Here is a 23,103-nt window from a genome sequence, read left to right as displayed (position 1 = left end):
TATTCTCTGCTCCTTATCTTGTTTGCTATGTCTACCGTTATTCAGGTTGGTTTGGTGGGGTTCGGTTTATCCGGACGGTATTTCCATGCCCCGTTTTTATCGGTCAATCCTCGCTTTCACCTAAAGAAAGTTGCCAGCAGTCGGCCCGAGGCTGTTCACGCGTTCGACGCGTCGATAGAGTGGGTCGCTACGGCAGATGAGTTATTTTCGGACCCTTCTATCGACCTGGTTTTTATTTGTACACCCAACGAAACCCATGTCGAGTACGCGCGTCAGGCACTGGACCATAAAAAACACGTGGTTGTCGAAAAGCCGTTTGCTCTTTCGGAACAGGAGGCTCATCAACTCCTGGAACTGGCCCGAAACCAGGACCGTGTGGTAACGGCTTATCAAAATCGGCGGTGGGACTCTGACTTCCTGACCATCAAGCGTTTACTAACGGAAGGGGCTTTAGGCAGCCTTGTTGAGTTCGAAAGCCGTTATGACCGGTTTTCACCCGCGCATCTGCGGGCGCAAAGCTGGAAAGAGCAACCGGGTGGCGGACGCGGGAACCTCTACAATCTGGGTCCGCATCTGCTCGACCAGGCTCTGCACCTCTTCGGCCAACCTGCTACCGTAGAAGCTACGATCCGAATCATTCGGCCCGATAGCCGGATAAACGACTATTTTGACATAAAGCTGGGCTATTCGGACAAAGTAGTTCGTCTGAAATCAAGCCTGCTGGTGTATCACAATCAGTTGCGCTACAGCCTGCACGGCACTGGTGGATCCTTCATTAAGAGTGGATTGGATCCCCAGGAAGAGCGCCTTCGTCTTGATCAGTTGCCCAGTGACGAAGCAACGTGGGGCACCGAACCGGAGGATCGATGGGGTACACTTTATCGGGATGGCCGGGCCGATGTGATTACCAGTGAGCGGGGTAACTACATGCCTTTTTACGATAACCTCTATGAAGCGATCGTAAACAGTGCCGAGCCCGCTATAAGCCCTTCCGATATCCGGCAACTCGCCCGAATCATCGATCTGGCGGTGCTGAGTAGCGAAACGAAGCAGACTATGCCGTTTTGATCGGCGTTGGCTACATCCTCGAAAAACCGTACACTCCATAGCGAAAACAAAAAAGCCCGACCACATCAGGGTAGCCGGGCTTAAATCACCATCAAATTAATTCAACCACTGGTTTAGACCGAGTTAGCCTGATTATGGTCACTTCGGCACGATCAATTCAATAGCAACGTCCGGGTACCTTTCAACCTGGAATCTAGGCAAACGGGTAGTCACTGAAACTAGACTGGCGAACGCAAAAATCATAACCAAACCGGATAGCTGAATCCCTGACCAGCTTACCAAGCCACGCTGGTGCCCCAGGCGCTACCCGCACCGATTCGATCAAGGCTTGTAAATCAACGGGCACCGTCTCGAATACCCGCGTTGGGTCGTTAAAGAAAAACGCGTTTGGGTCGTTACTATCCTGCTGAAATTCATAGGTGTCGATATAACAAATACGCAGTTCCCGTTCGTGGGCGAAGGATTTCCGTTTATACATGCTGGTAAAAAATCCATCTCGCGCTTTGTTCATGTACGTTTGGTGATCAACGTAAATGACCTCCCCGATGTGAAAACTAGCGGGCAATGCCTGTCTTAATTTCGCATATGTCGTTTGAATCGCAATGGTGTTATCAGATCTGGCGTGCAACCGCCACATAGCCGCCGATTCGCAGTTGCTGATGTGCCAGCAATTTATGTACACATATTGACGCTGGTATTTTTTCCAAAGCCTTCCCAGTATGGCCGGTAATTCGTCGGCGGAGTACGTCTTCTTCTTTACAAACTCGTTCCGGTATTCTTCCAGCCGACCCTGGATGTCCTGTTGCCTCACCGAGCCTTCAAAATGATCATCGAACTGATCACATCTTGTCAGATGTAAACTCCCCGAATTGAGTAAGGAAACAAATCGGGTGAAATCCATGTAACGCCAAATCGGTACGTTTTCATCGGAAGGGGGGCGAAACAAGATGCTTTCAAACTCATCAAATCGTTCCATAGCAAGGCAGAGCAACGTTCAGGTTTCAGCTTATAAAGCTTTATGGATAGATAGCTATGTGATTCAACCATAGCAGTATAGTACAAGTAAAACATAGACTGTACAAAAACTACTATGAGACAGAGCGCATTATTAATTTTTTGATAAAAATTTCATTATTAATGATAAATTAATCAGTAGCTAACGAGCCTTTGTCACTTATTTACCGTCAAATGAGTTAGAAAATTAAAACTATACTCTCCGAAGCCAACGCCTGTGTAAAGCGATTAAGGTTCTATTAAGAAACAGAACTTTCTGAAACATTAGTCTTACAGCGGGGTTTGGCTTCATACTATAGTCTATTGATATGAAATCAACGGTAGATAACATCAAAAATCTTTGGTTCGGTGCGGACACACCTATTCGTCAGAATAAAATCAAGTTGCATCCTGAATTGTGGGCTGCCTGTGAGCGGGTTAACCAACATTTCACTCCCCCATCGGGCGCTCTGCATATAGAACAGTACCGGAAGTCGGATCGGCTGGCCTTTGCGCGGGCCGTCCTGAGAGAGTTAACGGAAGAGAAATCCGTTCCGGAGCCAAGAGCGTATCAACTGGCTTGACGAAACAGGCCACTCCATCCCTTATAAACCAGTCTAAGGCCTGCCTGGCAGACGGATCAATTTTCTGTCTGGTACACAGGCTGGTTGGCTAGTTGCGCACATAAGCGGAAGCTCCGTATACAAGCGAGCTATTATCTTATTATAAAACCTGGTTCGCCAGTTTGGTCCCTAGCTTTGTTTGGTTAACTTTATCACCCAAACGACTATAAAATAACCTTTACGAATGATCAGTAATAAAGAAGAAGCCCAACTGGCAAACGCGCTTACCCACGACATCAACGATGCGTTGAACCGTCGGATTGAAGAACGCTTTCGAGCTGCGCTGTTTCTGGCCGATCCTGGCCTTGATATGGACACCGTTACCATTGTCAGTAATGTGGAGAACGACAATGAACTGACAATTGACGGCGTAGACGACGATACGATCGATAAAGCCATGGCTATTTTCGAATCGCAGTCAGAGTAAGAACGCCCGCTGCCTGTAAAGTAGCCGTAGCACTCAAGAACTCGTTTTTGCAGAAGGTTCAGACCGTTTGCTCTCTATACAGCAGCACCCGAATGTAAGGATCATTCGGGTGCTCTTGCTGGTTCATACCTGTCCGTTTGTAAGTTATCAACACGGGTCAGTAAGCGTTATTTTGTTTTATCGTCCACCTTGGGCTTCAGTGTGCCTCGGGCAATAGGTTCTGGCTTCGACTTGGGGGTTGTGTATCGCATCAGGGTCGCTACCGGAAACTCTTCTTTGGGCGACTTGGCAATCAATAGCTGATAGGAGCGTGTGCCAATGACTAGGTTAGAATAACTGATGTATCGGCTGGACTCCTGTATGAGTCCCCAGTTAGCCAGGGGCTCCTTGGCTATCAGCGCTTCATCTTCGTCTGATAAAGCCGCATAAGCCGTATCGGGCAGGAATCGCTTCCCCGACACCCCTTCAATAACTGACACAACGGATGGTGGCGTTGCCGTTGCGGGCTTTGTTTGTGCCATTGCCGATACACCCAGTAAAAGCAAGGCCACTATGGTTAGCAATCTTTTCATGGCTTCGGGAGCTAGTAAGGCTTATCAATGTCTGTTCCGATAGCCGTCAGGCTATCCGTATACTTAGTAAAGAACCCCCATCCGCATCAATTGTTTTCACCCGTGGTTCACAAGCAACCTCGTTCATAACTTGCGTTCTTGAAGCAGGAAGCCTTAATTGCCAGTTAAATGGCCATTAAAATAAAATTAAAGGCCGAAAAACAAATATTAACCAGCGAGTCTACCAAAGCGACAAGCCATAAATCAACTTAATTCACGCATCTGGTGCCTTTTCTCATTATCACTTCCTTCTCCAGACGAGCCGTTAGCTACCATAAAGAAAGTTGGTTGCAGACACCGTGTTTTTTGTTAGCCAACTGATTTTGTAAATTTGGGGACATTACGCAACTATGAACGCTTGGGAACGATTTAAGAAACGGTTTATTCCGACTTCAGGTAACGACCTGGGATCACTAGAGGAGGCTTGTTTCTGGAAGGTAGATATGCACTCTCACTTACTCCCTTCTGTTGACGATGGAGTTAAAGATCCTGAACAAACCCTTATCTGTTTGCGGAAAATGATGGAATGGGGGATTGAACGAATCATCACCACCCCACACGTTAGCCGCGACTGGTATCCAAATTCGTCCGCTGTCCTGCGGGAAGGCCAGGCGCAACTGCAGGCCCTGGCGGATGCCAACGACTTGACCATTCAGATCGAGGTGGCTGCGGAATACATGCTCGATGAGTTCTTTCCCGATCTGCTCAACAACGACGATCTTCTCACGTTTGGTGCCGAGCGTTACCTGCTTGTCGAAACGGGCTGGGCGGCTGCACCACAGCAACTGGAAGATATTTTGTTCCGTATTCAAACGCGTGGCTATACGCCGGTGCTGGCTCATCCAGAACGCTATACGTATTATCACGGTGACGACGCATCGCTGGCCCGGATACGCGACGTCGGTTGTTTGTTCCAGCTTAACTGGCTCTCGTTAACTGGTCGGTATGGCAACAAGGTCCGGGCGCAGGCGCAGCGAATCCTTAAAAACAACTGGGTGGATTTCATCGGTAGTGACCTCCACCGGCCCGAGGATTTGCCGGCAATGGGCTCGTTGTTTTCACTTTCCGACTATGATCTGCTCCGTTCGCAGCCTCTGCGAAACGCATCGTTGCTGACCCCCTAAGCAGCACTGGTCAATTAGTTGATTAAGCAGAATTACAGTTATTTAAGAAATCGTCTGAATATTCATTTTCTCTTGCCCTGAAAATCCCTAAATCCCCTGAAGGGGACTTCATCTAAGTGGGAGCAAAGTCCCCTTCAGGGGATTTAGGGGTTTTCATACAGCTTCTACGCTTTAATAGTGACCCTGCATTTCGCTGTTTCGTACAAAAGCCGGATCAATGCTTAACGACAGGTCATTCAGGCACTTGAAGTGTCCGAGCGGACATTTATCATGACCTATCTTCGAGCAGGGCCGACAGTTGAGCGCGGTATTCTCAACGATCAGATGACGGGTTTTGTAGGGATACATGCCCAGCTGGGGCGTTGTACTGCCCCAAATTGACACAATTGGTTTCTTGAGCGCTGCCGCAATATGCATGAGGCCCGTATCGTGGCTGTAAACCATCTGCGCGCCCCCAATCAATGAAGCCGACTGGTTTACCGAGAACAAATCGCAGGCATTGTAGATCAGCTCGTCGCCCAGCGTAGTCCGAATCAGTTCGCCCGTTTCGCGGTCGTGCTGATCGCCCAGCAACACGATCGGTCTGTCTATTCTGCGGCACAGGTCAATCATGCGTTCTACTGGCAGGCGCTTGGTCGCATGCTGCCCCCCCAGCGCGTAGGCTACGTAAGCGGATTGGTGGGTCGGCGGCAATTGACTGATGGGCACCTGATCTTCAGCCGCGATGAAATAGTCGAGGCCCTTTCCGTCGTTGCTCACTCCCAGCGCGGCAACGGTATCCATGTAGCGATCAACAATGTGTACGGGTGGCATTGTATTTACCTTGAACCGGACATAAAGCCACTTCTGTACATTGATTTTATTGACGGTATATGACCGCTTCGCCAGCATTCCTTTAATCAGGCGGGTACGTAAATTGTTATGCAGGTCAATAACCAGATCATACTGTTCGCTCCGCAATTGCCCAACTAACTGCATCAGGCTATCATCCAGATAATGACACTTGTCGATGTATGGATTATGGGCAATCAGTTCCTGATACCGGCGCTTGGTACAGTAATGAATCTCAGCCCCGTTTATAGTTTGCCGTAAACACCGAATCACGGGGCTTGTCAGCACGATATCGCCGATAGATGAAAAGCGTAGGATCAGGATCTTCATTTGCAGTACATCTCTGCCCGGATTTTGAGTGTCCATTCGGGCTTGTCAACTAAATAATTATTCTGACGCAGGGGCCAGGTAGCACCTCCATCGGTACTGGCCCGAAAATCGTAGGAACGGCCAATCTGCAATTTGTAAGACGCGGCTTTCCGATTGGTACGCGTGGCCGTTATGAGGTCGCGCCATTTACCCTGACCAACTTCGCTGTATTGGGTTTTGATCTGTGCCGGTAGCAGGGACTCATCCAGGGTGGTCCCGCCGGGACAGGAAAAGGAAAATTCAAGTTTCATAACGGGCGGTACGGGTAGGGTCGCCAGGCTGATCGCTACCGGGGTTTGATCACAGGTAATGCCCGGCCCGGATTCGCCTATCATCCCACCTTTGGCTCCTTTGCCCCAGGCATCGGTTTCGTCGTACACCTGCAACTTCAGTTTCTTGTTTTTCGATTGATTCCCGATTCGGATAAGCGAGCCGTTATTCACGTTGGCGTAGAAAGAAGCAACCTGCCTGTTGGTAGCCACATCAATCAGCTTGCAGAGGTAGTTCACATCTACGTTAGCCAGCTTACTACTCACTTTAAAGATGGGTCCTACGTCGCAGATGGACTCCGCCCAGCCAACGACATAGGCGGCCGCATTGGCCGCTTCGGCCTGATACTGCAACCGGCCCGTTTGCGCATTCTGCCTGACGACACCCGGTTTTTCTTCCTGCCAGCGATTCGCGAATTCATCATAGCTGAACAATGGAATCGAATCGCCGGCCTGTATAGCCCGATTCCGGTTCACATTGTAGGCCAGCGGGTTCAGATCCATCGTCCACCGAGCGGCTGGCGACAGGCTCCTGGCCAATGCATACTGCTCGTTATACAACTGAATCGTTACCGAACCAGCCACGGACAGAAGCCTCATAGTTCCCAGTGCAGGGCCCCCATTCCGGCCAGCGACAGCCGTCAGTATGCCTCCACCCGGAATGTAACTGGTGGCTTCGTCGTTGCGGGCATTGGTATGAATAATTGCCAGCGTCAGCCCCCCCCCTACCGCGTTTCCATCCCGGTCGGCGAGTTTGGTACCCGGCGGCAGAGTGACCGTTGCCCGGTCAGCGTCGCTGTTTTGTGGCGTCGTCGTTACCCCCAGGCTGGCAGCCACGGCCCCATCGGTGCCCGCGTTTCCTGTCGTGCGGGCCGCGTTGAGCGTTCGGGGCGGCTTGAGCATATTGATCCGCCGGATCGTGCGCGTTTGTCGATTCCCATTTATGAGAACAAACGGTTGAACAACGGCTAAATAATCCGGCGCTTCAACGACGACGGTAAATTGGAACGGATCCTGCGGAGAAAGGATGGCCGTTGGCGAAGCCGCCAGCAGCAGGTTACCATCACTATTGATTTTATACTTTGTCGTATTTAAGGTCGTTACGACGCTGGAGGCAGCCGGCCCGGCTATCTTCACCAGATTGTCGGTTGGCAACGGATTACCGGCCGGATCATAAAACCGACACTCCACAACCCCGTCCTGTATGGGGTCTTTCAGGCCAATGGTCAATCCGTCGAGAGGGTTATGGCAGGCGTCGGTAAAGACCATAAACACCAGCAAGTAAAGGAAGGTGCGAACGAATGAACGAGTGCCACAACGGATGTTGAACGAGTGTTGCCATGGATATTGACAGCGGACACTTTCTTGCTCTTTCAACGTCCGTTGGATTACTCTTTCAACATTCGTCGCAACGCTCTTTCGCTCTTTCATCCGTTCACGTTTAATTGAGTTTGTAGGAAAGCGTTACATTGATAGAAGGCAGATAGCGATAGTTGGATAGGTTACGCTCCACGGTGGGCACCTGCTGATCAATGGTCGTCGTTTCCAGAAAACCATCATAATCGAGTTGTACGCTGGGTTTGCCGATATAAAACACGCCCATCTCAAAGCCAACCCCCAGGCGTTTGTTGGGTATACTTCGGCCAAAGCCCCAACCGAGGTAACCCACTACCGGATGCCAGCGAAAACCCAGATTGACCGTTCCCACATCATCGGGCGTTAGCTCCAGCCCATCCAGGTTCAGTGTGTTCTCGGCGGTTATAACAAACCGCATATCCGGGTGCCAGGTGTACCCGAGTCCGCCCGTAACGAAAAACGAACTCCGCGGAAACGGATGCCACTTCAGGTTGGCCTGGGCAATCCCGATCATTAGGTCAGGTTTGATCTGGATGTACGAATCCGTAGCGGCTTTAACCCGAATGAGTTGGCGATACGCAAAATACTGCCCACCCACCCGAACCGTCAGTCGATTGGATTGGCTCAGCAACCGATTGTAGTAGATGCCGGGGCCTGTCGTACCGACCTGCACACTGACTGCGTGATAGGATGCCCGAGTACCTGTCGAATCTGGCGGCCTGAACGGAGCCGCATTAAGTTCTTTCTGACTGAGCCAGCCAGCAAAGACATACAGGCAAATACGCAGCATAATGTCGCCCATTTTAGCTTACGGCCGTTAGTAAGCATACCGTAAATTTATGTTTTTATTAATTTACATCCTTATTTTATCTGATTAGTTTCAAAAGTTAACTTAATGAACGAATATAGCCCATGTAATATCCGGCTACCTTCTTTCCCGATAACTGTCCCTACATGTTTATACCGAAATACCTTTTAACTCTTTGCTTCATGATCAGTAGTAGCGTGCTGGCGTTTAGCCAGGAAAGTGAACCCGACGAAGAGCGTGAACTAGGGGTTGTTGCCTTGCAGGGGCTCAACAAACCCACTCACATTACGCCGGTTTCCACCCAAACGCCGGTTGGTGTGGAGTTACGTTACAGCCGCTTACACATGCGTCGGGAATCGTGGGAGCAATGCCAGTGTTTTTTTCGGTCGGGTATTTTTGTCAATGCTTATTCGTTTCGCAACCCGGTAGCGCTCGGCCAGTCAATCGGTGCAGGGCTTTTTTACGAACCCATCCTGGTACACCGGCCTCGTTGGGGACTTTCCGTACGCGCTTTAGCAGGACTGGCCTACGTATCGCGTCATTACGATGCCGACACGAACCCTGGTAACCGCGCTTTTGGAACGGCCATAAACGGGCTGATCGGCGTGGGCCTTTACGCCCGCTATACCTTCGCACCGGGCTGGCGATTGCTGGCCGGTTTCGATTACAAACACATCTCGAATGCGGGCGTTCGGCTTCCGAATCAGGGCCTGAACATACCGGCGTTAGCCGTTGGTATACAGCGCTATGTGGGCTCGTCGACCTTGCCCGACCCGCAACAGTGGCGTACAGCCAATTCGGATAAACGCTGGATGTTCCGCGTGTTGGCTTTGGGCTCCGTCAAAGTACTGGAAGCCACTAAAGAATCTCCCGAACGGGGCTACCCGGTGTATGGCCTGAACCTGATTGGCGGGTATCATTTAACCCGCACGCACGTTCTGTCGGGCGGTGTCGAACTGCTGGATGACCATTATTTCAAGGAGCAAATCAAGCAATGGACGGGCCGCTATCAGTCTTACCGGCAGGGAACATTACTGGCTGGCTACGAATTCTGGCAGGGCCACTTTTCGTTTACGGCCCACATGGGTTGGAATGTAGCACGCCCGCTTTGGTATAAGCCAGCCACCTACCAGAAATATGGCTTACTGTATCGGTTTTCGAATGGCTTCACGGGGGGAGTCGCCGTAAAAGCCTATGGCGACAACACTAAAAATTTTCAGGCTGTTGTTGGCCTGACGTTTTAACCAACTGTCTCTGAACAGAATCGCTAGTTAATGAACGCTCAGGGAATACCAGTACCCCACTCCTAAGGACAGAACACTTTAGTTAACATTTTTATATATTATTCTACTAAAACAATATAATTATCAATATAAAGATACTAATCATTACCTTTAAAAATATAATAGTCTATTCTTAGTTAGCACTTAATCAGCCGCCACCTGATCTACGCGAATTAGCTGGTATGATCTGGAACATGGCCTGGCCGCTACACAAGCCCTTTATTCAATGGTTAATAAACTACTCGTTCCTTTCTTCTTATCCTTACCCCTACTAGCCACTCATGACCTGGTCGGACAAGCCATCCCCGACACCGTAACCGCTCAGCAAAGTATTCTGGCAGAAGTAGGTGGATTCGGGTCTTCGGCTACGCAAACGCCCTTCTGGTTCCGCTCACGACAGTATGGAACCGTACCGTTAAACGGCCCCGCGGGTATTCTACGACTGGGTGTGACAAGGCAATTTGGCGATTTACAGAATACCCGAAGAGTGCACGCAAAAGTATCGGTTGAGGGTGTTGCGAATGTTGGTACAAGCTCGAAACTTATCTTACCGGTAGCCTATGCGAGTCTGTTTACGAAGAATTTCGAATTATACGCGGGCCGTCGGCGGGAGGTTTTTGGTCTTGCTGACACCCTGCTTTCATCGGGCTCCTATGCCTGGTCGGGCAATGCCCTTCCGCTTTATAAACTTCAATTTGGTACGCGTGGCTATGTCCCGCTGGGATTTACGAAGGGCGTTGTGGCACTGAACGGCATGTATGCCCACGGCTGGTTCAGCAATACCGACTCTATCCAGAACTCGTTTCTGCACCAGAAGGCTCTGTTTGTGCGGATCAGCCTTTTTCGTAATCGCGTGCGTCTGTACGGGGGAATTACCCACTCGGCTCAATGGGGAGGTTCATCGACAATTTATAAGAATGGGATCACGGTAAACGGAAAAATTCCGAGTTCGCTTGACACCTACAAAGATATTATCCTGGTCAGGCAGCCCCCCAATGATCCAACGCGGTACAGCAATTTTGACTTGAGTAATCAAGCGGGCAATCACCTGGGCTCCATTGATGTAGCGCTCGACGTTGACAACGATCAGGCAAACTGGTATCTGTATTACCAGCACCCTTTCGAAGATAAGTCGGGGGTTGCTTTTCAGAATATGCCGGATGGCTTGTATGGCATTCGCTGGAAAAACAAAAAAAACGACGCTTATACAGGTTTCCGCCTTACACAGGTCACAGCCGAATTCCTGACTACCATGAATCAGAGTGGCTTCGACTTTGAGATTGGGAGCCGACTGTATAATGGAGCCGATGATTACTTTAATAACTACCAGTACGTTGATGGCTGGACCCACCGTCAGCGCGTTATCGGTACGCCATTCATAACCCGCTGGCAGGATTCCCGCGACGATTTACATGACCTGAAAGGAGGGTTTAAAACTGCTGGGCGTATGGCTATCAGCAACAACCGTGTACAGGTCAGCCACCTGGGTTTGCTGGGGCAATGGCCCTCCGGCACCCAACTCCGGGCGCTGCTCTCCTTTAGTCGGAACTTCGGCAGGCCAATCACGAGCGATCCAAGAGCCCCCTTTTCCCAGTTCTCGGGCATGGCCCAACTGTCTTTACCTGTAAACTGGCTCGGCGGCTCTCAACTCAACATGGCACTAGCCCTCGATCAGGGCCAATGGCTGACCAATAATGTAGGCGGCTGGCTGAGTCTGCGGAAAGTTATTCAGAGACGATAAACGTATCTACCCAGAACGGATGGAACTTAGTACGACAATCGACCGGCCCTCTATCCGGCACACAACCAACTGGTGGCCAATAGGCATCAGTGCAGGCCTATTGCTTGTGCTGGTTTCTCATCTGGGGTTTATGCCACTCGATACGGGCGATGAGGCCCGACGAGCCCTGGTCTCGCTGGAGATGATACTCTCCGGAGATTACATAACCCCTACCCTGCATGGCGAACGCTACTTCAACAAGCCCCCTCTGTACAACTGGCTGATTATTGGCTCCTACCGGCTGTTTGGCGATTATTCGTCCTTTGCCCTGCGGTTTCCCATGCTTGTCTCGCTGGTACTGCTCGGGGCAACGATGTTTGCTTTCGTCCGAAAATACAGCAACCCAACGGTTGCCTGGGCTGCGGTTTTCATGACACTGACCAATGGGCGGGTGCTGCTCTACGATTCCATGCTGGGCCTCATCGAAATTACCTTCTCACTGGCCACGTATACCGCCATGATGCTGGTGTATTACTACGACCGGAAGCGTAATTACTGGTTGCTCTACCTGACAACCTACGCGCTGACGGCCATTGGCTTTTTGTTGAAAGGGCTACCGCCAATCGCCTTTCAGGGCTTAACGTTACTAGGCTGGTTTATCTATACACGCCGGTTTAAACTACTTTTTCACCCGGCTCATGTCGTTGGCATCGGCGTCTTTCTCCTGATTACGGGAAGTTATTACCTGGCTTATTTCAGCCAGAACAAGATTCCCTTTCAGGACGTAGCGGGTGTTCTGTTTACTGAAAGCGCCAAGCGAACCGGACTCGCTTTTGGATGGGGGCCAACGCTCCTGCACCTGCTCACGTTTCCGTTCGAGTTCATCTATCACTTCGCTCCGTACACGCTGCTGCTGGTCCTCTTCTTCCGTCGGGGTATCTGGACGATCCTGAAAGAAAACTCGTTTATTGCCTTCAACGCACTGACGTTCAGCCTGACGGTCCTTATTTATTGGTCTTCCCCACAGGCGTATGGCCGCTACCTGATCGGCCTGGTCCCTCTTCTGTTCACGGTACTGGCTTACCTCTACTACCAGCAATCCAGCCCCGAGGATCGGGGACGCTGGTGGGTGGAGCGGTTCTGGCTGGCCGTGACCGCCATAGTAGCGATTGGTGTCTGGACAGCCGCTTTCTACCCAACCACGCGCGTTTTACCTGGTGTATTTTGGAAAACGGCCTTTGTATCGGGGCTGCTTGCGGGTTTGGCCTGGCTCATGATCCGCTCGTCGGCAAACCGGCTCGGGCTTATGATCGCCGTACTGATCGTCATTCGGATGGGCTTCAACTGGCTGGTGTTGCCGGGTCGGGCTACCAAGCGCCAGTTTTATCAGGAAACGGCTACGAAGGCCGCTCTCCTGACACTCGGACAACCACTATACGGCTATAAAACTACCGTGGGCGATGGTCCGGCTACCGACGTTAGCTCGTTTCACATAACGGCCGCCCGAGGGGCAATACTGCGCAAAACCAGCAAGAAAATACCGGGGGCTCTTTACATCGGTGACTCGCTCACCCTAGCCAGAGAGCACTATAAGACAGTTGGCAAACTGGTGCTGTTTGACCGGCACCCGGCCTCTATTGTTCAATTTGAGTAAACTATTCTCACAATGACAATCCTGATCACGGGCGGAGCAGGCTTTATTGGCCATACGCTGACCAACTATCTGCTGAACCAGGGGCATACGGTGCTGCTGGTCGATAATTTTAACGATAGCTACGATCCCGCCATCAAGTGGCAGCACATCGCATCGCTCCGGCACTTGCCGAACTGGTCTTTGCTGCAGGGCGATATTCGCGATAAAGGGTTCATGCGCCAGGTTTTTCGGACGCACCCCATCGACAGCGTTATTCACCTGGCAGGCCTGGCGGGCGTACGGGCTTCGCTGCAGAACCCAGCCGCTTACTATGACCATAACGTAACGGGTACCGCTGTGCTGTTGGATGCCATGCGTAGCGCGGGGGTCAACCGGCTGGTCTTTGCGTCGTCATCGTCGGTCTATGGTGTCCGATCAGGGGGGACGTTTCAGGAAACCGATTCGGCAGAAAAATCGGTGTCGCCCTATGCACTATCCAAACGAGCGGCCGAACGCCTGTGCCAGCGTCACCATCGGCGATACGGTCTGAATGTATTTTGTCTGCGTTTTTTTACGGTATATGGCCCCCAGCAACGACCCGATATGGCCATCTCCCGCTTTATTCACCAACTCCATACGGGCCAGCCCATTTGCCTCTTCGGTGACGGCCGCAGCCAGCGCGATTACACGTATGTCGACGATATCGTACTGGGTATCAGCCGGGCGATCGAGCGGGTAAAAGGCTTTGAACTTATCAATCTCGGCAGTGCCAACCCGGTTACGCTGCTGGAACTCATTGCTCTGCTCGAACAGCAAACCAAACGGCGCGTTCCGCTCAACTGGCTGACGGATCAACCGGGCGATGTGCCCTACACGCACGCCGACATCCGGAAAGCCCGCCAGCTATTGGATTATCAACCGACTACCAATCTGACCGAAGGCCTGCGCCGAATGGTCATGAGTTACCAGCAAAACCATGTCTACTTACCAGCCCTCGATTAACCAGCCGGTTACGGAGCATCCGTATGTCTCGGTTGTTGTATGCGCCTACAACGAAGCCGGTAACAGCAAGCCGCTGGTTGCCCAGCTGACATCGGCGCTACAAACGCTCGATTACGAGATCATCTATGTCAACGATGGATCGACGGATGCAACGCTGGCCGAGCTGCTGGCCATTCGGCACGAGCGGCTGACTATCCTCGATCTCCAGAAGAACTACGGCCAAAGTGCAGCCCTGGCAGCGGGCATCAGTGCGGCCAGGGGCCAGTTCATTGCTACGATGGATGGCGACCAGCAAAATGACCCGCTCGACATTATCCCGATGCTTCAGGTAGCGGAGGAACGCGATGTGGATCTGGTGGTTGGGCACCGGCACAACCGGCAGGACAACGCCTGGCTACGTCGTTTGCCAAGCCGGCTGGCCAACAGCCTTATCCGGCGAGCGGTTGGATTACCCATCCGTGATAACGGTTGTGCACTCAAGGTCTTCCGGGCTGGCTTTGCCAAACGAATTGGCTTATACGGCGAACTTCACCGGTTCATCGCGATACTGGCTCACTTCGACGGAGCGCGGATTGTTCAGGTTCCCGTTCGCCATCATCCCCGCCGGATCGGTCAGTCCAAATATGGACTAGGTCGTACGGGTCGCGTATTGAGCGACCTGCTATTACTGCTGTTCCTCAAACGCTACCTCAACAAACCCATGCACCTGTTTGGCGGCCTGGGCCTTTCTCTGCTTGCCAGTGGATTATTCCTGGCTACGCGTTTTTTTTGGGTTACCGACCCGAATGTTACGGGACTGGATCGGTTTGCAGTCGGGATCGTCTGGTTACTGGCGGGCCTGCAATTTCTGGCGTTCGGCCTTGTGCTCGATCTCCAGATGCGCACCTATCACGAATCGCAGGGTAAGAAGAACTACCTCGTTCGGCGCACGTATCGTGCTGTTCTCTCCTCCGTTTATGAGTCGGTTTTAACTGACTATCAGGGTTAACGAATTCTCAGTTTCATACTGATTGTCGAACAATTATAAGACCCGAAGCAGCCTAATCCACCCTGAATATTGCTCGGAATTAACACGGGTTCGGCAAAGGGGTTCGTGCTGGCCTGTAATTGACGGTCAAGCGCTTCATTGTACCGATAATACATTTCATCGATATGCAGCAGACTGACCGATACGGCTGATGAGCGACACCGTTTGTTGATCGTTTCTGCCCCTACTTCATCACATAAGTAGGCCGATGCCGACAATAGAGCACTGACTCCTCTGTTACTCAGCAGTCCTGAATTATTGTCGGCCATTTTGAAGGGGACGACGCTCAGGTTCGTGTATGAAGCCGTGGAGGGTAACTCACGCTGAATACCTTTGATGCTTCCCTGAATCTGATAAAAATTCGTTGCCGTACCGGCATCCTGCCAGTTGCAAACTACAGAATATTGCTTTTTACTGGATTTGTCTACCTGCGTAACCAGTGAAGAGTCCAGCACAACCGTTTTGAGTGAAACGGCCTGGGGAACCGTGGTAACAGCCGTTACCTGATTACCATCGGGTGTCCGAACAGTCAACGTATACGTAGCACTCGCGCGGATAGGCATTTTGGCTGCCGTTGCCCGGTAATACCGGAGTTGAGAATCGTAAACTAAAGCGACAGTCTGAGTACCGTTAGTGAGTTGGACAAGTGCATCGGTAATTTCCACGCTTTTCGACGGATCGCTGTCCAGAACCGGCCGTGATCGGGTAACCTTGGCCGTTAAGACGGTGTCTTGTGGAGAAATAAAACAGTTGACAACCAATCGTCCGGTCTGGGTGGTTAGTCCAACTGGCTGAACTTCTTCCCGATTGCTTTCGCAGGCCGTAAACAGGAGTGATGATAGAATGAGCGTAAGTAGTAATTTCATTGGTCGGTTAGGTTATACGTTTGGTTTCGTTGACGGGTTGATTAAAAGCGAATCGCGTAGCTGACGGTGGGTACAATAGGAAACAGTGAGTATTTATACAGAACCGTTTTCGATGGCAGGTCTTTCCCCTGATCTTTTCCCTCCAGCGAATACAGAAACGCGTTGCTGCGGTTGTAAACATTGTAGACACTCAGCTCCCATGTCCGCTCGTAATGAGCTTTCTTTTTGTTGAACTGAAGACTGATGTCAAGCCGATGGTAAGGAGCGGCTCTGAAGCTATTCCGATCGCCGTATTCCTTAACGTTTGGCCCATCTCCGTATAAAAGTGCAGCCGAAGGACGAGTGGACGCCTGGGTGTTGTTTGTGAATCCAGAATAGCGAGATAGTGGCATGGTCAGCGCATTACCCGTTCCGTAAACCCATGTACCCGCCAGGGTAATTGAAGGAGTCAGTTCATAAATCAATACAGCAGAAGCATCATGCCGACGATCGTAACGTGGGTTGAATCGCTTGCCTCCGTTCAGTTCGGCAAACTGCCATTGCGTCCAGGAGAGGGTATAACCCAACCAGCCGGAAAGCCGTCCCACCCGTTTCTGAAGCATCAACTCTACGCCGTAAGACCAGCCCTGTCCGTTCGTCACGTTGTTTGTCCAGTTCGAGGCATCGACTGCCCCCTGCGCATTCGTGGATACGAAACTGGCTCCCTCCCGATAGCTAAGCAGATTCTGCATTTGCTTGTAGTACCCTTCAGCCGTGAACGTAAGGCCCGATGCTGGCAAGTCTTTGGCAAGGCCCAGGGCTATTTGCTGCGATTGCTGAGGCTTGATGTGATCGACCGTCGGCATCCACAGATCGGTTGCCAGGCCAATGCCCGTGCTCGATAGCAGGTGAACGTATTGATTCATCAGGGCATAGGAACCTTTCAGCGCCATCGTCGACGACACCTTATAAGCAACGGATAAGCGGGGTTCAGGTTTAATATAGCTCTTCGTTCCCACGGCTGGATTGGCAGACGTACCCAGCACTGAATAATAGCTTAAACGTAGTCCGCTATTGATCCGTAACCGATCCGTTGGCTGCCAGTAGTGCTCGCCATAAACGCCGGCTTCCAGCGCGTTGATTGTTTGCGTGCTGGCCTGCTGCGGCAATGTATCCTGAGCGGATGTGATCGTCGCTTTAGGCGTAAACTGATGATTGGTCGCCTGAATGCCGTACTGGAACTGGTGTTTGTCCGAGATGTACTGGTTGATGTCATACTTCAGGCCCAGGTCACGAATGCCTGACTGGTATTGAAGGGTGTAAAGTTGATTTTGTGCCGCAGGCGATAACGATTGCTGATCAGAAACGCCCATTTTGTACTGGCTGTAGATGAGCGACAACGTAGACGTGGTGCCGCCTGCGAAGCGGTGGCTCCACCGAGCACTCCCCGCCAGATTGGCCCAGTTAAGGCCCGACCGCAGCGGAGTTGCCCCTGCCTCGCGAACACTGAAAAACTGGTCCTGACTCGTGTAAGCACTCAACGATACCTTATCTGCCACGCCAGCATCAACGGTCACTTTCGCATTCAGGTCGTAGAAATACGATTTGGTAGCAGGCTGAGCCGAATTGCTGTTCTGAATAAGACCGCTTAACAAATCCAGATAAGTACGCCGGCCGGAGACGAGAAACGAAACTTTCGGAGACAGCAAAGGCCCCTGAAGCGTCAATCGGGATGCCACCAAGCCAAGGCTTCCTTCTCCGTGCAACTTATCGGAACCACCGTCTTTGGTGGACAGCTCGACAACCGACGACAAACGGCCGCCGAACCGAGCCGGAAAGCCTCCCTTCGTTAAGTCGACCCGCTTCAGTACATCGCCATTGAAGGCGGAGAAAAAGCCAAGTAAGTGATTAGGGTTGTAAATGGGCGCGTCATCCAGCAGAATCAGGTTTCCATCCGGACTGCCTCCCCGTACATACAGTCCTGCGTTCCCCTCAGAACCTTTCTGCACCCCTGGCATCAGTTGCAGCATCTTCAGCGGATCTTTTTCGCCAAACAACGCGGGTATTTTCCGCAGTTGAGCTCCCGTAATGCTGATGGTGCTCATCGTCGCTTCATTACTAACGCTGCCTGCCTTGGTAGCCCGTACCGTTTGTTCGTTCAATTGTTCGCCCGGCGCCAGGTAGATGTCGAGTTTGGTGTCCTGAGCGAGCGAAATAGTCTGCACGATTGATGAAAACCCAACAAACGAGAACCGAACCTTCAGGCTGGCACTAACGGGTACACTCAGGGTGAAATAGCCCTGCTCGTTCGTTACGGTACCTACCTTATTATCAAGTACATAGATCGTCGCATGAACAATAGGCTTGCGACTTCCTTCTTCGTACACGTAACCGCTTATCGTACATTTCTTCGGCGCTCCGAAGCTGAAAGAGCTTATTAACAAGAGAAATGGTAACAGGACTGACAGGCGCATCTTGAGTAATCGTTTTTGGCTTGAGATTAACGTCAAAACAAAATTCCCTCATTTGATGGCGCTCTTTTTTTCTATTCGATAAACTGCTCTTTTCCGCTCTTTTTTGGTAAAGGCTGACTGATTTCCGGAATTCGAAGCGATCCCTCCTACCCGCATAACGGGCAATTCTGAGCATACTGGTAGTTGCCTGTTGTTAACTACCAGATTTTTGCAAACGCGCTAAACTACCTTTCATTAAAAGCAATCAGGCTCTATAGAGGTATCCCTATAGAGCCTGATGTTGTGACGATTACCTGCGCCCATGTAAGCCAATCAGCAATTAGCACGGGACGAACAGCCTAGAGAAGTTAAGGTTTCACAGCACGACGTACACCATCAAGTGGGCTATCACTCTGGCTAACAGAAGGCGTAAGCCAGGCTCCCTCCCCATTTTCATTCCAGGCATAGGCCAAAATTAATCTCTCCTTCGGTGTCTTGTCAGGATGTGCATTAATCCAGTTACGGGCATCTGTTATTGCCTTATACACGGAGCTAGACGAATACCCCACATACCGGGGCGACTGAGCATAAGAGCGACTGGTAGATGCCCAGGGGCGAGGATCCCAGTTTAAAGTGGCCACAGGAATGTAAGGCAGTGGTGAGGCCTCGAAGCGATCCCAGATTCGGCGACTTCCAGCCAGTAAACTATCTATGGGTATCACCTGATTATCCTGCTTAAAACCAGCGTAATGGTAGTTATACCCCGTAAGTACATCAAACCCACATGCCTGGGCCTGCGTTAGATCTGGTTTACTTCCTGACATACAGGCTGCGATGGTTACGCCTGGCAGCCCTTGGGCTATAGCATTCGTACGTAAACTATCGAAGGCCTGGTGAACGGCCTGTGGACTACCAAATTTCTGAATAAGTGAACTCAAACTAAAAAAAATCAGTAGCGGACGTCCGTTCACTTTCACATACTGGGGTTGTTTAAACAAATCAATCCATGCCTGAGAAACGCGGGACCATTCTGGTGGCCCAATGAAAAAGCCCGAGTGATTAGCCACCATCAGGCAAAACTTAAGACGCTTCTGATTGGGAGCTTTCAGATAAAATTTTAGCGCCCGATTAAGAGGGTCGTTTTGAAATGTAGTTTTCGGATTGTTTGGCGAATACCAGCAGAAACTGAAAAAAGAAAGCCCTGCATCCGCTGCCGCATCGATTTGATCCTGCATGATTGCGGGCGTACTCGTCATCCATCCCCATTTTGGTTTTCGCTCAGGGAAGCTGTCAATAAGAGCTTCCGTTAAATGACCGTTTGTTAAGCCAGACCAGCCATCAAAATAATAAGCACCAAGTTGAACAGATTGTGAACGTTGACCGACCGCACTGGTTTTCAATTGCGTAGCAGTAGTCGACCTTGGCAAAACCCAATTGGTCAATACGGAACTTAGGACCAGTAAAATACAGAAGTGATGTAGTTTGAAATAATTCATACCGCTGGGTTGAATTTTTATTTAAATATAAATTATTTTATATACTTTAGTTCTCATTTAATATAATTTTAATTAACTAGTTATTGACTTATTATCATGAATAACACATTATACGGTTATTACTGTATACTTTTTTTCTTTATTCTTAGTTGTCGATCAGGCAAAGAACCTCTCGACCCGTCAATTGCTATAACCGATCCAGACTCCCGAAAAGCTGAAACAGGAAATCCTATGGTTGCCAATGGCTATGTTGATCAGCCTTATACTATAGTTCTCCCGAGTGGAAAGTGGTTCAGTTGCCCCACAGTTTCTCCTGGTGGCGAGGGTAGTGATCTGGAAGCGGTGCGTTGCCTATTTAGTACCGATCAGGGAAAAACCTGGTCGTCACCTGCTTACCTGGAACAACACAGTAATCTCTCAAATTCTTACGCTCTTCCTTACCTTACTACATTCAACAGATTGTATGTATTCTACATGTACAATGGAGATAATATTCGCCAATTAAATGGAAAAAAAGTCCGTAATGATATGCTGGGCTGGTTTTGCTACCGCTACTCCGACGATGAGGGAAAAAGTTGGTCGGAACGGTACCGACTCCCTATTCGCACGACCTCAATTGACTTAACGAATGATTGGCAGGGAAAGGTGCAAATGATGTGGGGAACTGGAAAACCCGTCAGAACAAATTCTGGCATGTTCTTCGGATTTTCTAAAATTGGCACTTATCTGATAGACAATACAGAAGGATGGTTTATGAACTCACCCAATATTGACCATGAGAAAGATCCTCAAAAATTAATCTGGAATATGTTGCCTAAAGGAGACGAAGGCATCAAGAATCCTCAAATGGGAACAATCAATGAAGAGCAAAATCTTGTAGAATTAAGTGATGGGACATTATATTGTGTGTATCGGACCAGCAAGGGATATCCAGCCCATGCGCTTAGTAAAGACCAGGGTCAGACATGGATGTTGCCTACTCCTATTACTTACAAAACGGGAAATCAACTTAGACATCCCCGAGCTTGCCCCCGTATTTGGAAATGTCAAAATGGGAAATACTTACTTTGGTTTCATAATACAAGCCTTGACATACGCAATCCTGGCTGGGTAACGGGTGGAATTGAAAAAGATGGTACTATTGAATGGTCGCAACCAGAAGTGTGCATCTATAGTAATGACCTTAGTCAACGATTTAGTTATCCTGATTTAGTTGAAATCAATGGCAATTATTGGTTAACAGAAACCCAGAAAAAAATAGCACGTATTCATTCCATCGACCCTAGCCTATTCGATGACCTCTGGAATCAAGGCACTCGCCGTGACTTAATTGTAAAGGGACTAGCGTATCAACCAGAAGACTCTCAGTCGGCTAGCTCATTCCAGTGTCAGTTGCCAAGTTTATCAACAGGAGGTTTTACGCTGGAATTCAAGGTTTCAGCCACAAGCTGGAGCCCAGGGCAAATTTTGTTTGATAGCCGTCAATACGACGCTAAAGACCACGTCAAGGGGGTAGTAGTGCAAACGGGAAGCTTGTCTAACCTGTTTATCCAGGTAAGCGACGGAGATAAAACGTTTACCCTCACAACCAACCCAAATACCTTCACTCAGTTGAATAAGCTCTATCAGGTGGCCTTCGTTGTGGATGGAATGGCTAATCTTGGTACAGCTGTCGTAAATGGACAGTTGTGTGATACTGGCAACTCTTTCTATGGCTGGAATCGCTTCGACGACTCTTTCAGCGATATTAACGGCACTGGCAGGTTGAGCATTAGCCCTAAGTTTAGTGGCACTATTCGGTCTGTGCGAATATATAATCGCTACTTGCGCACTTCCGAGTTACTGAGTAACTATCTTTCCGGGAAATGACCTGTTATCCTTACTATCAAATGTAAGATGACTCTCCTATTGCAGGAGATAGAATAAACAGTAAATCTATTTCCAAGATTTGACAGGAGCTTTGCCACCATTATCTATTACAATAATAGTGGCAAGGCTCCCAAAAAACAACCCATGCGGTTAAAGCGCTTTAGCCGAAGACATGGCTAAAGCTTCTTGTGGCTGCGTTGTTCTGCTGTTTTCCAGCGCTGAAATGAACAGACTTTCGTATCGATCAACAATTAATGGCCAGTGATAAATGTCCCGAACCTTGGCCCGGTTCCTGTCCACGTACAAACTATATTGCTTTTTACTAATCGTTTCCAACTGCCTGGCAACATCTGCTGGCTCACTGAAGTAAAATGCATCGCTCTCCAGTATAGCTTTATTGAATGCATTATCGTGCGCACAGATCAGGCAATCAGAACCCATTGCTTCCAACAACGACGGATTAGTACCACCGACGGTATGACCATGAAAGTACAGGTTCGAAAAGTGCCGTACATTGTTCAACTTTTTCAGGTTGTATATTCCGCCCATAAATCGAATGTTCGACTGCGCTTTGTACTTTTCGACCAGATACTGACCATATTTTGTATGATTTTTACCGACGACCAGAAACTGGGTATTATCCTTGGCCGCCACAACTCCGTCCAGGATCAACTCGATACTATTCTCTGGTTCCAGCCGGGCCACCAGCATGTTGTAGGTGTATGGAGCCAGGCCGTATTCCTGTAATATAGACGTATCGGGTTCATCGAAAACATACGAACCATAGGGTATATACGTCGAGTCTTTATTGTATTTATCTTTCAGGTATTGTTGTATGCCTTTTGAATCGGATACCAGATAATCGCTCGTGTGAGCTGCCCAGGATTCGGCCTGTTGCAGAAAGCGTTGAACCTTGGGTGAAAATTTGGTACGTTTCCATTCCAGTCCATCCATGTTGGTAATGATGACGGCATTACGGGGCAGCAACTTGTTCCAGATGGAATTGCTGTTGTAGCCTAGCTGGAGAATAATGTCGAAGTTCCGCTTGCGCGAATCAATGATGCAATTCAGATCGTAGATAAACTGTCCAAATGTGCCAACACGGTACTCGGGATCGTAACAATGAATAATATCTACTCCTTTAAACGTCTTCTCCTGGTGCAAATGATTATGCGAATTATACACGGTCACCTGATGGCCCTTCTCAACCAGAGCTACAGATAGGAACTCAGCACACTGCTCGAAGCCACTATAGTGGTTTGGTACTCCACGGGTACCTATAATACCTATTTTCAT

At 49.9% G+C, this 23,103-nt stretch carries 19 protein-coding genes; 10 read left to right on the top strand and 9 right to left on the bottom strand.

Translation table 11 applies throughout. The features are described 5' to 3' along the window. Positions 1-27 precede the first annotated feature (27 nt). A complete protein-coding gene (locus ACYU8Y_RS13130) occupies positions 28-1,068 on the top strand; it encodes a Gfo/Idh/MocA family oxidoreductase (RefSeq protein ID WP_460937853.1) in 1,041 nt (346 codons plus the stop codon). 193 nt (positions 1,069-1,261) lie between these two features. Here the strand turns inward: ACYU8Y_RS13130 and ACYU8Y_RS13125 are convergent, their stop codons facing one another. Beyond that, positions 1,262-2,044, bottom strand: coding sequence for a hypothetical protein (locus ACYU8Y_RS13125; protein ID WP_460937851.1), 783 nt, complete (start codon positions 2,042-2,044; stop codon positions 1,262-1,264). A 346-nt stretch (positions 2,045-2,390) separates the two neighbouring features. Here ACYU8Y_RS13125 and ACYU8Y_RS13120 point away from each other — a divergent pair, with 346 nt between their 5' ends. Then, positions 2,391-2,645: a hypothetical protein gene (locus tag ACYU8Y_RS13120; protein WP_460937849.1), complete on the top strand. Its 255-nt coding sequence runs from the start codon at positions 2,391-2,393 to the stop codon at positions 2,643-2,645. A 223-nt stretch (positions 2,646-2,868) separates the two neighbouring features. Continuing rightward, positions 2,869-3,111: a hypothetical protein gene (locus tag ACYU8Y_RS13115; protein WP_460937847.1), complete on the top strand. Its 243-nt coding sequence runs from the start codon at positions 2,869-2,871 to the stop codon at positions 3,109-3,111. Between the two features lie 167 nt (positions 3,112-3,278). Here the strand turns inward: ACYU8Y_RS13115 and ACYU8Y_RS13110 are convergent, their stop codons facing one another. Further along, entirely contained in the window at positions 3,279-3,683 is a 405-nt protein-coding gene (locus ACYU8Y_RS13110; RefSeq protein WP_460937845.1) for a hypothetical protein, read from the bottom strand. 389 nt (positions 3,684-4,072) lie between these two features. Between ACYU8Y_RS13110 and ACYU8Y_RS13105 the strand changes: the two genes are divergently transcribed. Then, positions 4,073-4,846: a tyrosine-protein phosphatase gene (locus ACYU8Y_RS13105; protein WP_460937843.1), complete on the top strand. Its 774-nt coding sequence runs from the start codon at positions 4,073-4,075 to the stop codon at positions 4,844-4,846. Positions 4,847-5,017: 171 nt separating this feature from the next. Here the strand turns inward: ACYU8Y_RS13105 and ACYU8Y_RS13100 are convergent, their stop codons facing one another. The 3 genes from ACYU8Y_RS13100 to ACYU8Y_RS13090 are packed head-to-tail and all read right to left on the bottom strand — an operon-like array spanning position 5,018 to position 8,461. Then, on the bottom strand, positions 5,018-6,007 hold the full coding sequence (locus tag ACYU8Y_RS13100) for a glycosyltransferase family 9 protein (RefSeq protein WP_460937841.1): 990 nt from the start codon (positions 6,005-6,007) through the stop codon (positions 5,018-5,020). Further along, positions 6,004-7,746 carry a hypothetical protein gene (locus tag ACYU8Y_RS13095; protein WP_460937839.1) on the bottom strand — a complete coding sequence of 581 codons (1,743 nt, stop codon included), beginning with the start codon at positions 7,744-7,746 and terminating at the stop codon, positions 6,004-6,006. Before ACYU8Y_RS13095 ends, ACYU8Y_RS13100 begins: the two co-directional genes overlap by 4 nt. Positions 7,747-7,756: 10 nt before the next feature. Beyond that, positions 7,757-8,461, bottom strand: coding sequence for a hypothetical protein (locus ACYU8Y_RS13090; RefSeq protein ID WP_460937837.1), 705 nt, complete (start codon positions 8,459-8,461; stop codon positions 7,757-7,759). 200 nt (positions 8,462-8,661) lie between these two features. Between ACYU8Y_RS13090 and ACYU8Y_RS13085 the strand changes: the two genes are divergently transcribed. The 5 genes from ACYU8Y_RS13085 (at position 8,662) to ACYU8Y_RS13065 (ending at position 15,105) form a co-directional block, all read left to right on the top strand. After that, the gene (locus ACYU8Y_RS13085; RefSeq protein WP_460937835.1) at positions 8,662-9,723 is read left to right on the top strand and encodes an acyloxyacyl hydrolase; all 1,062 of its coding nucleotides are present in this window, start codon (positions 8,662-8,664) and stop codon (positions 9,721-9,723) included. 265 nt (positions 9,724-9,988) lie between these two features. Beyond that, positions 9,989-11,503, top strand: a complete 1,515-nt coding sequence (locus tag ACYU8Y_RS13080; RefSeq protein ID WP_460937833.1) for a capsule assembly Wzi family protein — start codon at positions 9,989-9,991, stop codon at positions 11,501-11,503. Positions 11,504-11,522: 19 nt separating this feature from the next. Further along, the gene (locus ACYU8Y_RS13075; RefSeq protein WP_460937831.1) at positions 11,523-13,136 is read left to right on the top strand and encodes a phospholipid carrier-dependent glycosyltransferase; all 1,614 of its coding nucleotides are present in this window, start codon (positions 11,523-11,525) and stop codon (positions 13,134-13,136) included. Between the two features lie 12 nt (positions 13,137-13,148). Next, complete coding sequence (locus tag ACYU8Y_RS13070) at positions 13,149-14,117, top strand: NAD-dependent epimerase/dehydratase family protein (RefSeq protein ID WP_460937829.1); 969 nt, start codon at positions 13,149-13,151, stop codon at positions 14,115-14,117. After that, positions 14,092-15,105, top strand: coding sequence for a glycosyltransferase (locus ACYU8Y_RS13065; RefSeq protein WP_460937827.1), 1,014 nt, complete (start codon positions 14,092-14,094; stop codon positions 15,103-15,105). The genes ACYU8Y_RS13070 and ACYU8Y_RS13065 overlap by 26 nt, the downstream gene beginning before the upstream one ends. On the opposite strand, the gene ACYU8Y_RS13060 is transcribed toward ACYU8Y_RS13065, so the two are convergent. From ACYU8Y_RS13060 to ACYU8Y_RS13050, 3 genes are all read right to left on the bottom strand, one after another. Continuing rightward, positions 15,102-16,010 (bottom strand): DUF4249 domain-containing protein, encoded by a 909-nt coding sequence (locus ACYU8Y_RS13060; RefSeq protein ID WP_460937825.1) that lies wholly within the window; start codon positions 16,008-16,010, stop codon positions 15,102-15,104. The two genes, ACYU8Y_RS13065 and ACYU8Y_RS13060, sit on opposite strands and share 4 nt — an antisense overlap. A 41-nt stretch (positions 16,011-16,051) precedes the next feature. Further along, the gene (locus ACYU8Y_RS13055; RefSeq protein ID WP_460937823.1) at positions 16,052-18,463 is read right to left on the bottom strand and encodes a TonB-dependent receptor; all 2,412 of its coding nucleotides are present in this window, start codon (positions 18,461-18,463) and stop codon (positions 16,052-16,054) included. Positions 18,464-18,810: 347 nt separating this feature from the next. After that, on the bottom strand, positions 18,811-19,677 hold the full coding sequence (locus ACYU8Y_RS13050; protein WP_460937821.1) for a glycoside hydrolase family 99-like domain-containing protein: 867 nt from the start codon (positions 19,675-19,677) through the stop codon (positions 18,811-18,813). Between the two features lie 357 nt (positions 19,678-20,034). Here ACYU8Y_RS13050 and ACYU8Y_RS13045 point away from each other — a divergent pair, with 357 nt between their 5' ends. After that, positions 20,035-21,807, top strand: a complete 1,773-nt coding sequence (locus ACYU8Y_RS13045) for an exo-alpha-sialidase (protein ID WP_460937819.1) — start codon at positions 20,035-20,037, stop codon at positions 21,805-21,807. Between the two features lie 150 nt (positions 21,808-21,957). Here ACYU8Y_RS13045 and ACYU8Y_RS13040 read toward each other — a convergent pair whose 3' ends face one another. Then, positions 21,958-23,103, bottom strand: a complete 1,146-nt coding sequence (locus ACYU8Y_RS13040) for a DUF1972 domain-containing protein (protein ID WP_460937817.1) — start codon at positions 23,101-23,103, stop codon at positions 21,958-21,960.

The sequence above is a fragment of the Spirosoma humi genome (assembly GCF_054776575.1).
The sequence above is the reverse complement of the archived record's forward strand: the minus strand, read 5'-3'. Positions and strand labels throughout refer to the sequence as shown.

What these genes read in the sequence shown, in the direction of transcription:
- ACYU8Y_RS13130 (WP_460937853.1), top strand. Translation starts at nt 28, where the DNA reads ATGTCTACCGTTATTCAGGTTGGTTTGGTGGGGTTCGGTTTATCCGGA.
- ACYU8Y_RS13125 (WP_460937851.1), bottom strand. Translation starts at nt 2,044, where the DNA reads ATGGAACGATTTGATGAGTTTGAAAGCATCTTGTTTCGCCCCCCTTCC.
- ACYU8Y_RS13120 (WP_460937849.1), top strand. Translation starts at nt 2,391, where the DNA reads ATGAAATCAACGGTAGATAACATCAAAAATCTTTGGTTCGGTGCGGAC.
- ACYU8Y_RS13115 (WP_460937847.1), top strand. Translation starts at nt 2,869, where the DNA reads ATGATCAGTAATAAAGAAGAAGCCCAACTGGCAAACGCGCTTACCCAC.
- ACYU8Y_RS13110 (WP_460937845.1), bottom strand. Translation starts at nt 3,683, where the DNA reads ATGAAAAGATTGCTAACCATAGTGGCCTTGCTTTTACTGGGTGTATCG.
- ACYU8Y_RS13105 (WP_460937843.1), top strand. Translation starts at nt 4,073, where the DNA reads ATGAACGCTTGGGAACGATTTAAGAAACGGTTTATTCCGACTTCAGGT.
- ACYU8Y_RS13100 (WP_460937841.1), bottom strand. Translation starts at nt 6,007, where the DNA reads ATGAAGATCCTGATCCTACGCTTTTCATCTATCGGCGATATCGTGCTG.
- ACYU8Y_RS13095 (WP_460937839.1), bottom strand. Translation starts at nt 7,746, where the DNA reads ATGAAAGAGCGAAAGAGCGTTGCGACGAATGTTGAAAGAGTAATCCAA.
- ACYU8Y_RS13090 (WP_460937837.1), bottom strand. Translation starts at nt 8,461, where the DNA reads ATGCTGCGTATTTGCCTGTATGTCTTTGCTGGCTGGCTCAGTCAGAAA.
- ACYU8Y_RS13085 (WP_460937835.1), top strand. Translation starts at nt 8,662, where the DNA reads ATGATCAGTAGTAGCGTGCTGGCGTTTAGCCAGGAAAGTGAACCCGAC.
- ACYU8Y_RS13080 (WP_460937833.1), top strand. Translation starts at nt 9,989, where the DNA reads ATGGTTAATAAACTACTCGTTCCTTTCTTCTTATCCTTACCCCTACTA.
- ACYU8Y_RS13075 (WP_460937831.1), top strand. Translation starts at nt 11,523, where the DNA reads ATGGAACTTAGTACGACAATCGACCGGCCCTCTATCCGGCACACAACC.
- ACYU8Y_RS13070 (WP_460937829.1), top strand. Translation starts at nt 13,149, where the DNA reads ATGACAATCCTGATCACGGGCGGAGCAGGCTTTATTGGCCATACGCTG.
- ACYU8Y_RS13065 (WP_460937827.1), top strand. Translation starts at nt 14,092, where the DNA reads ATGTCTACTTACCAGCCCTCGATTAACCAGCCGGTTACGGAGCATCCG.
- ACYU8Y_RS13060 (WP_460937825.1), bottom strand. Translation starts at nt 16,010, where the DNA reads ATGAAATTACTACTTACGCTCATTCTATCATCACTCCTGTTTACGGCC.
- ACYU8Y_RS13055 (WP_460937823.1), bottom strand. Translation starts at nt 18,463, where the DNA reads ATGCGCCTGTCAGTCCTGTTACCATTTCTCTTGTTAATAAGCTCTTTC.
- ACYU8Y_RS13050 (WP_460937821.1), bottom strand. Translation starts at nt 19,677, where the DNA reads ATGCAGGATCAAATCGATGCGGCAGCGGATGCAGGGCTTTCTTTTTTC.
- ACYU8Y_RS13045 (WP_460937819.1), top strand. Translation starts at nt 20,035, where the DNA reads ATGAATAACACATTATACGGTTATTACTGTATACTTTTTTTCTTTATT.
- ACYU8Y_RS13040 (WP_460937817.1), bottom strand. Translation starts at nt 23,103, where the DNA reads ATGAAAATAGGTATTATAGGTACCCGTGGAGTACCAAACCACTATAGT.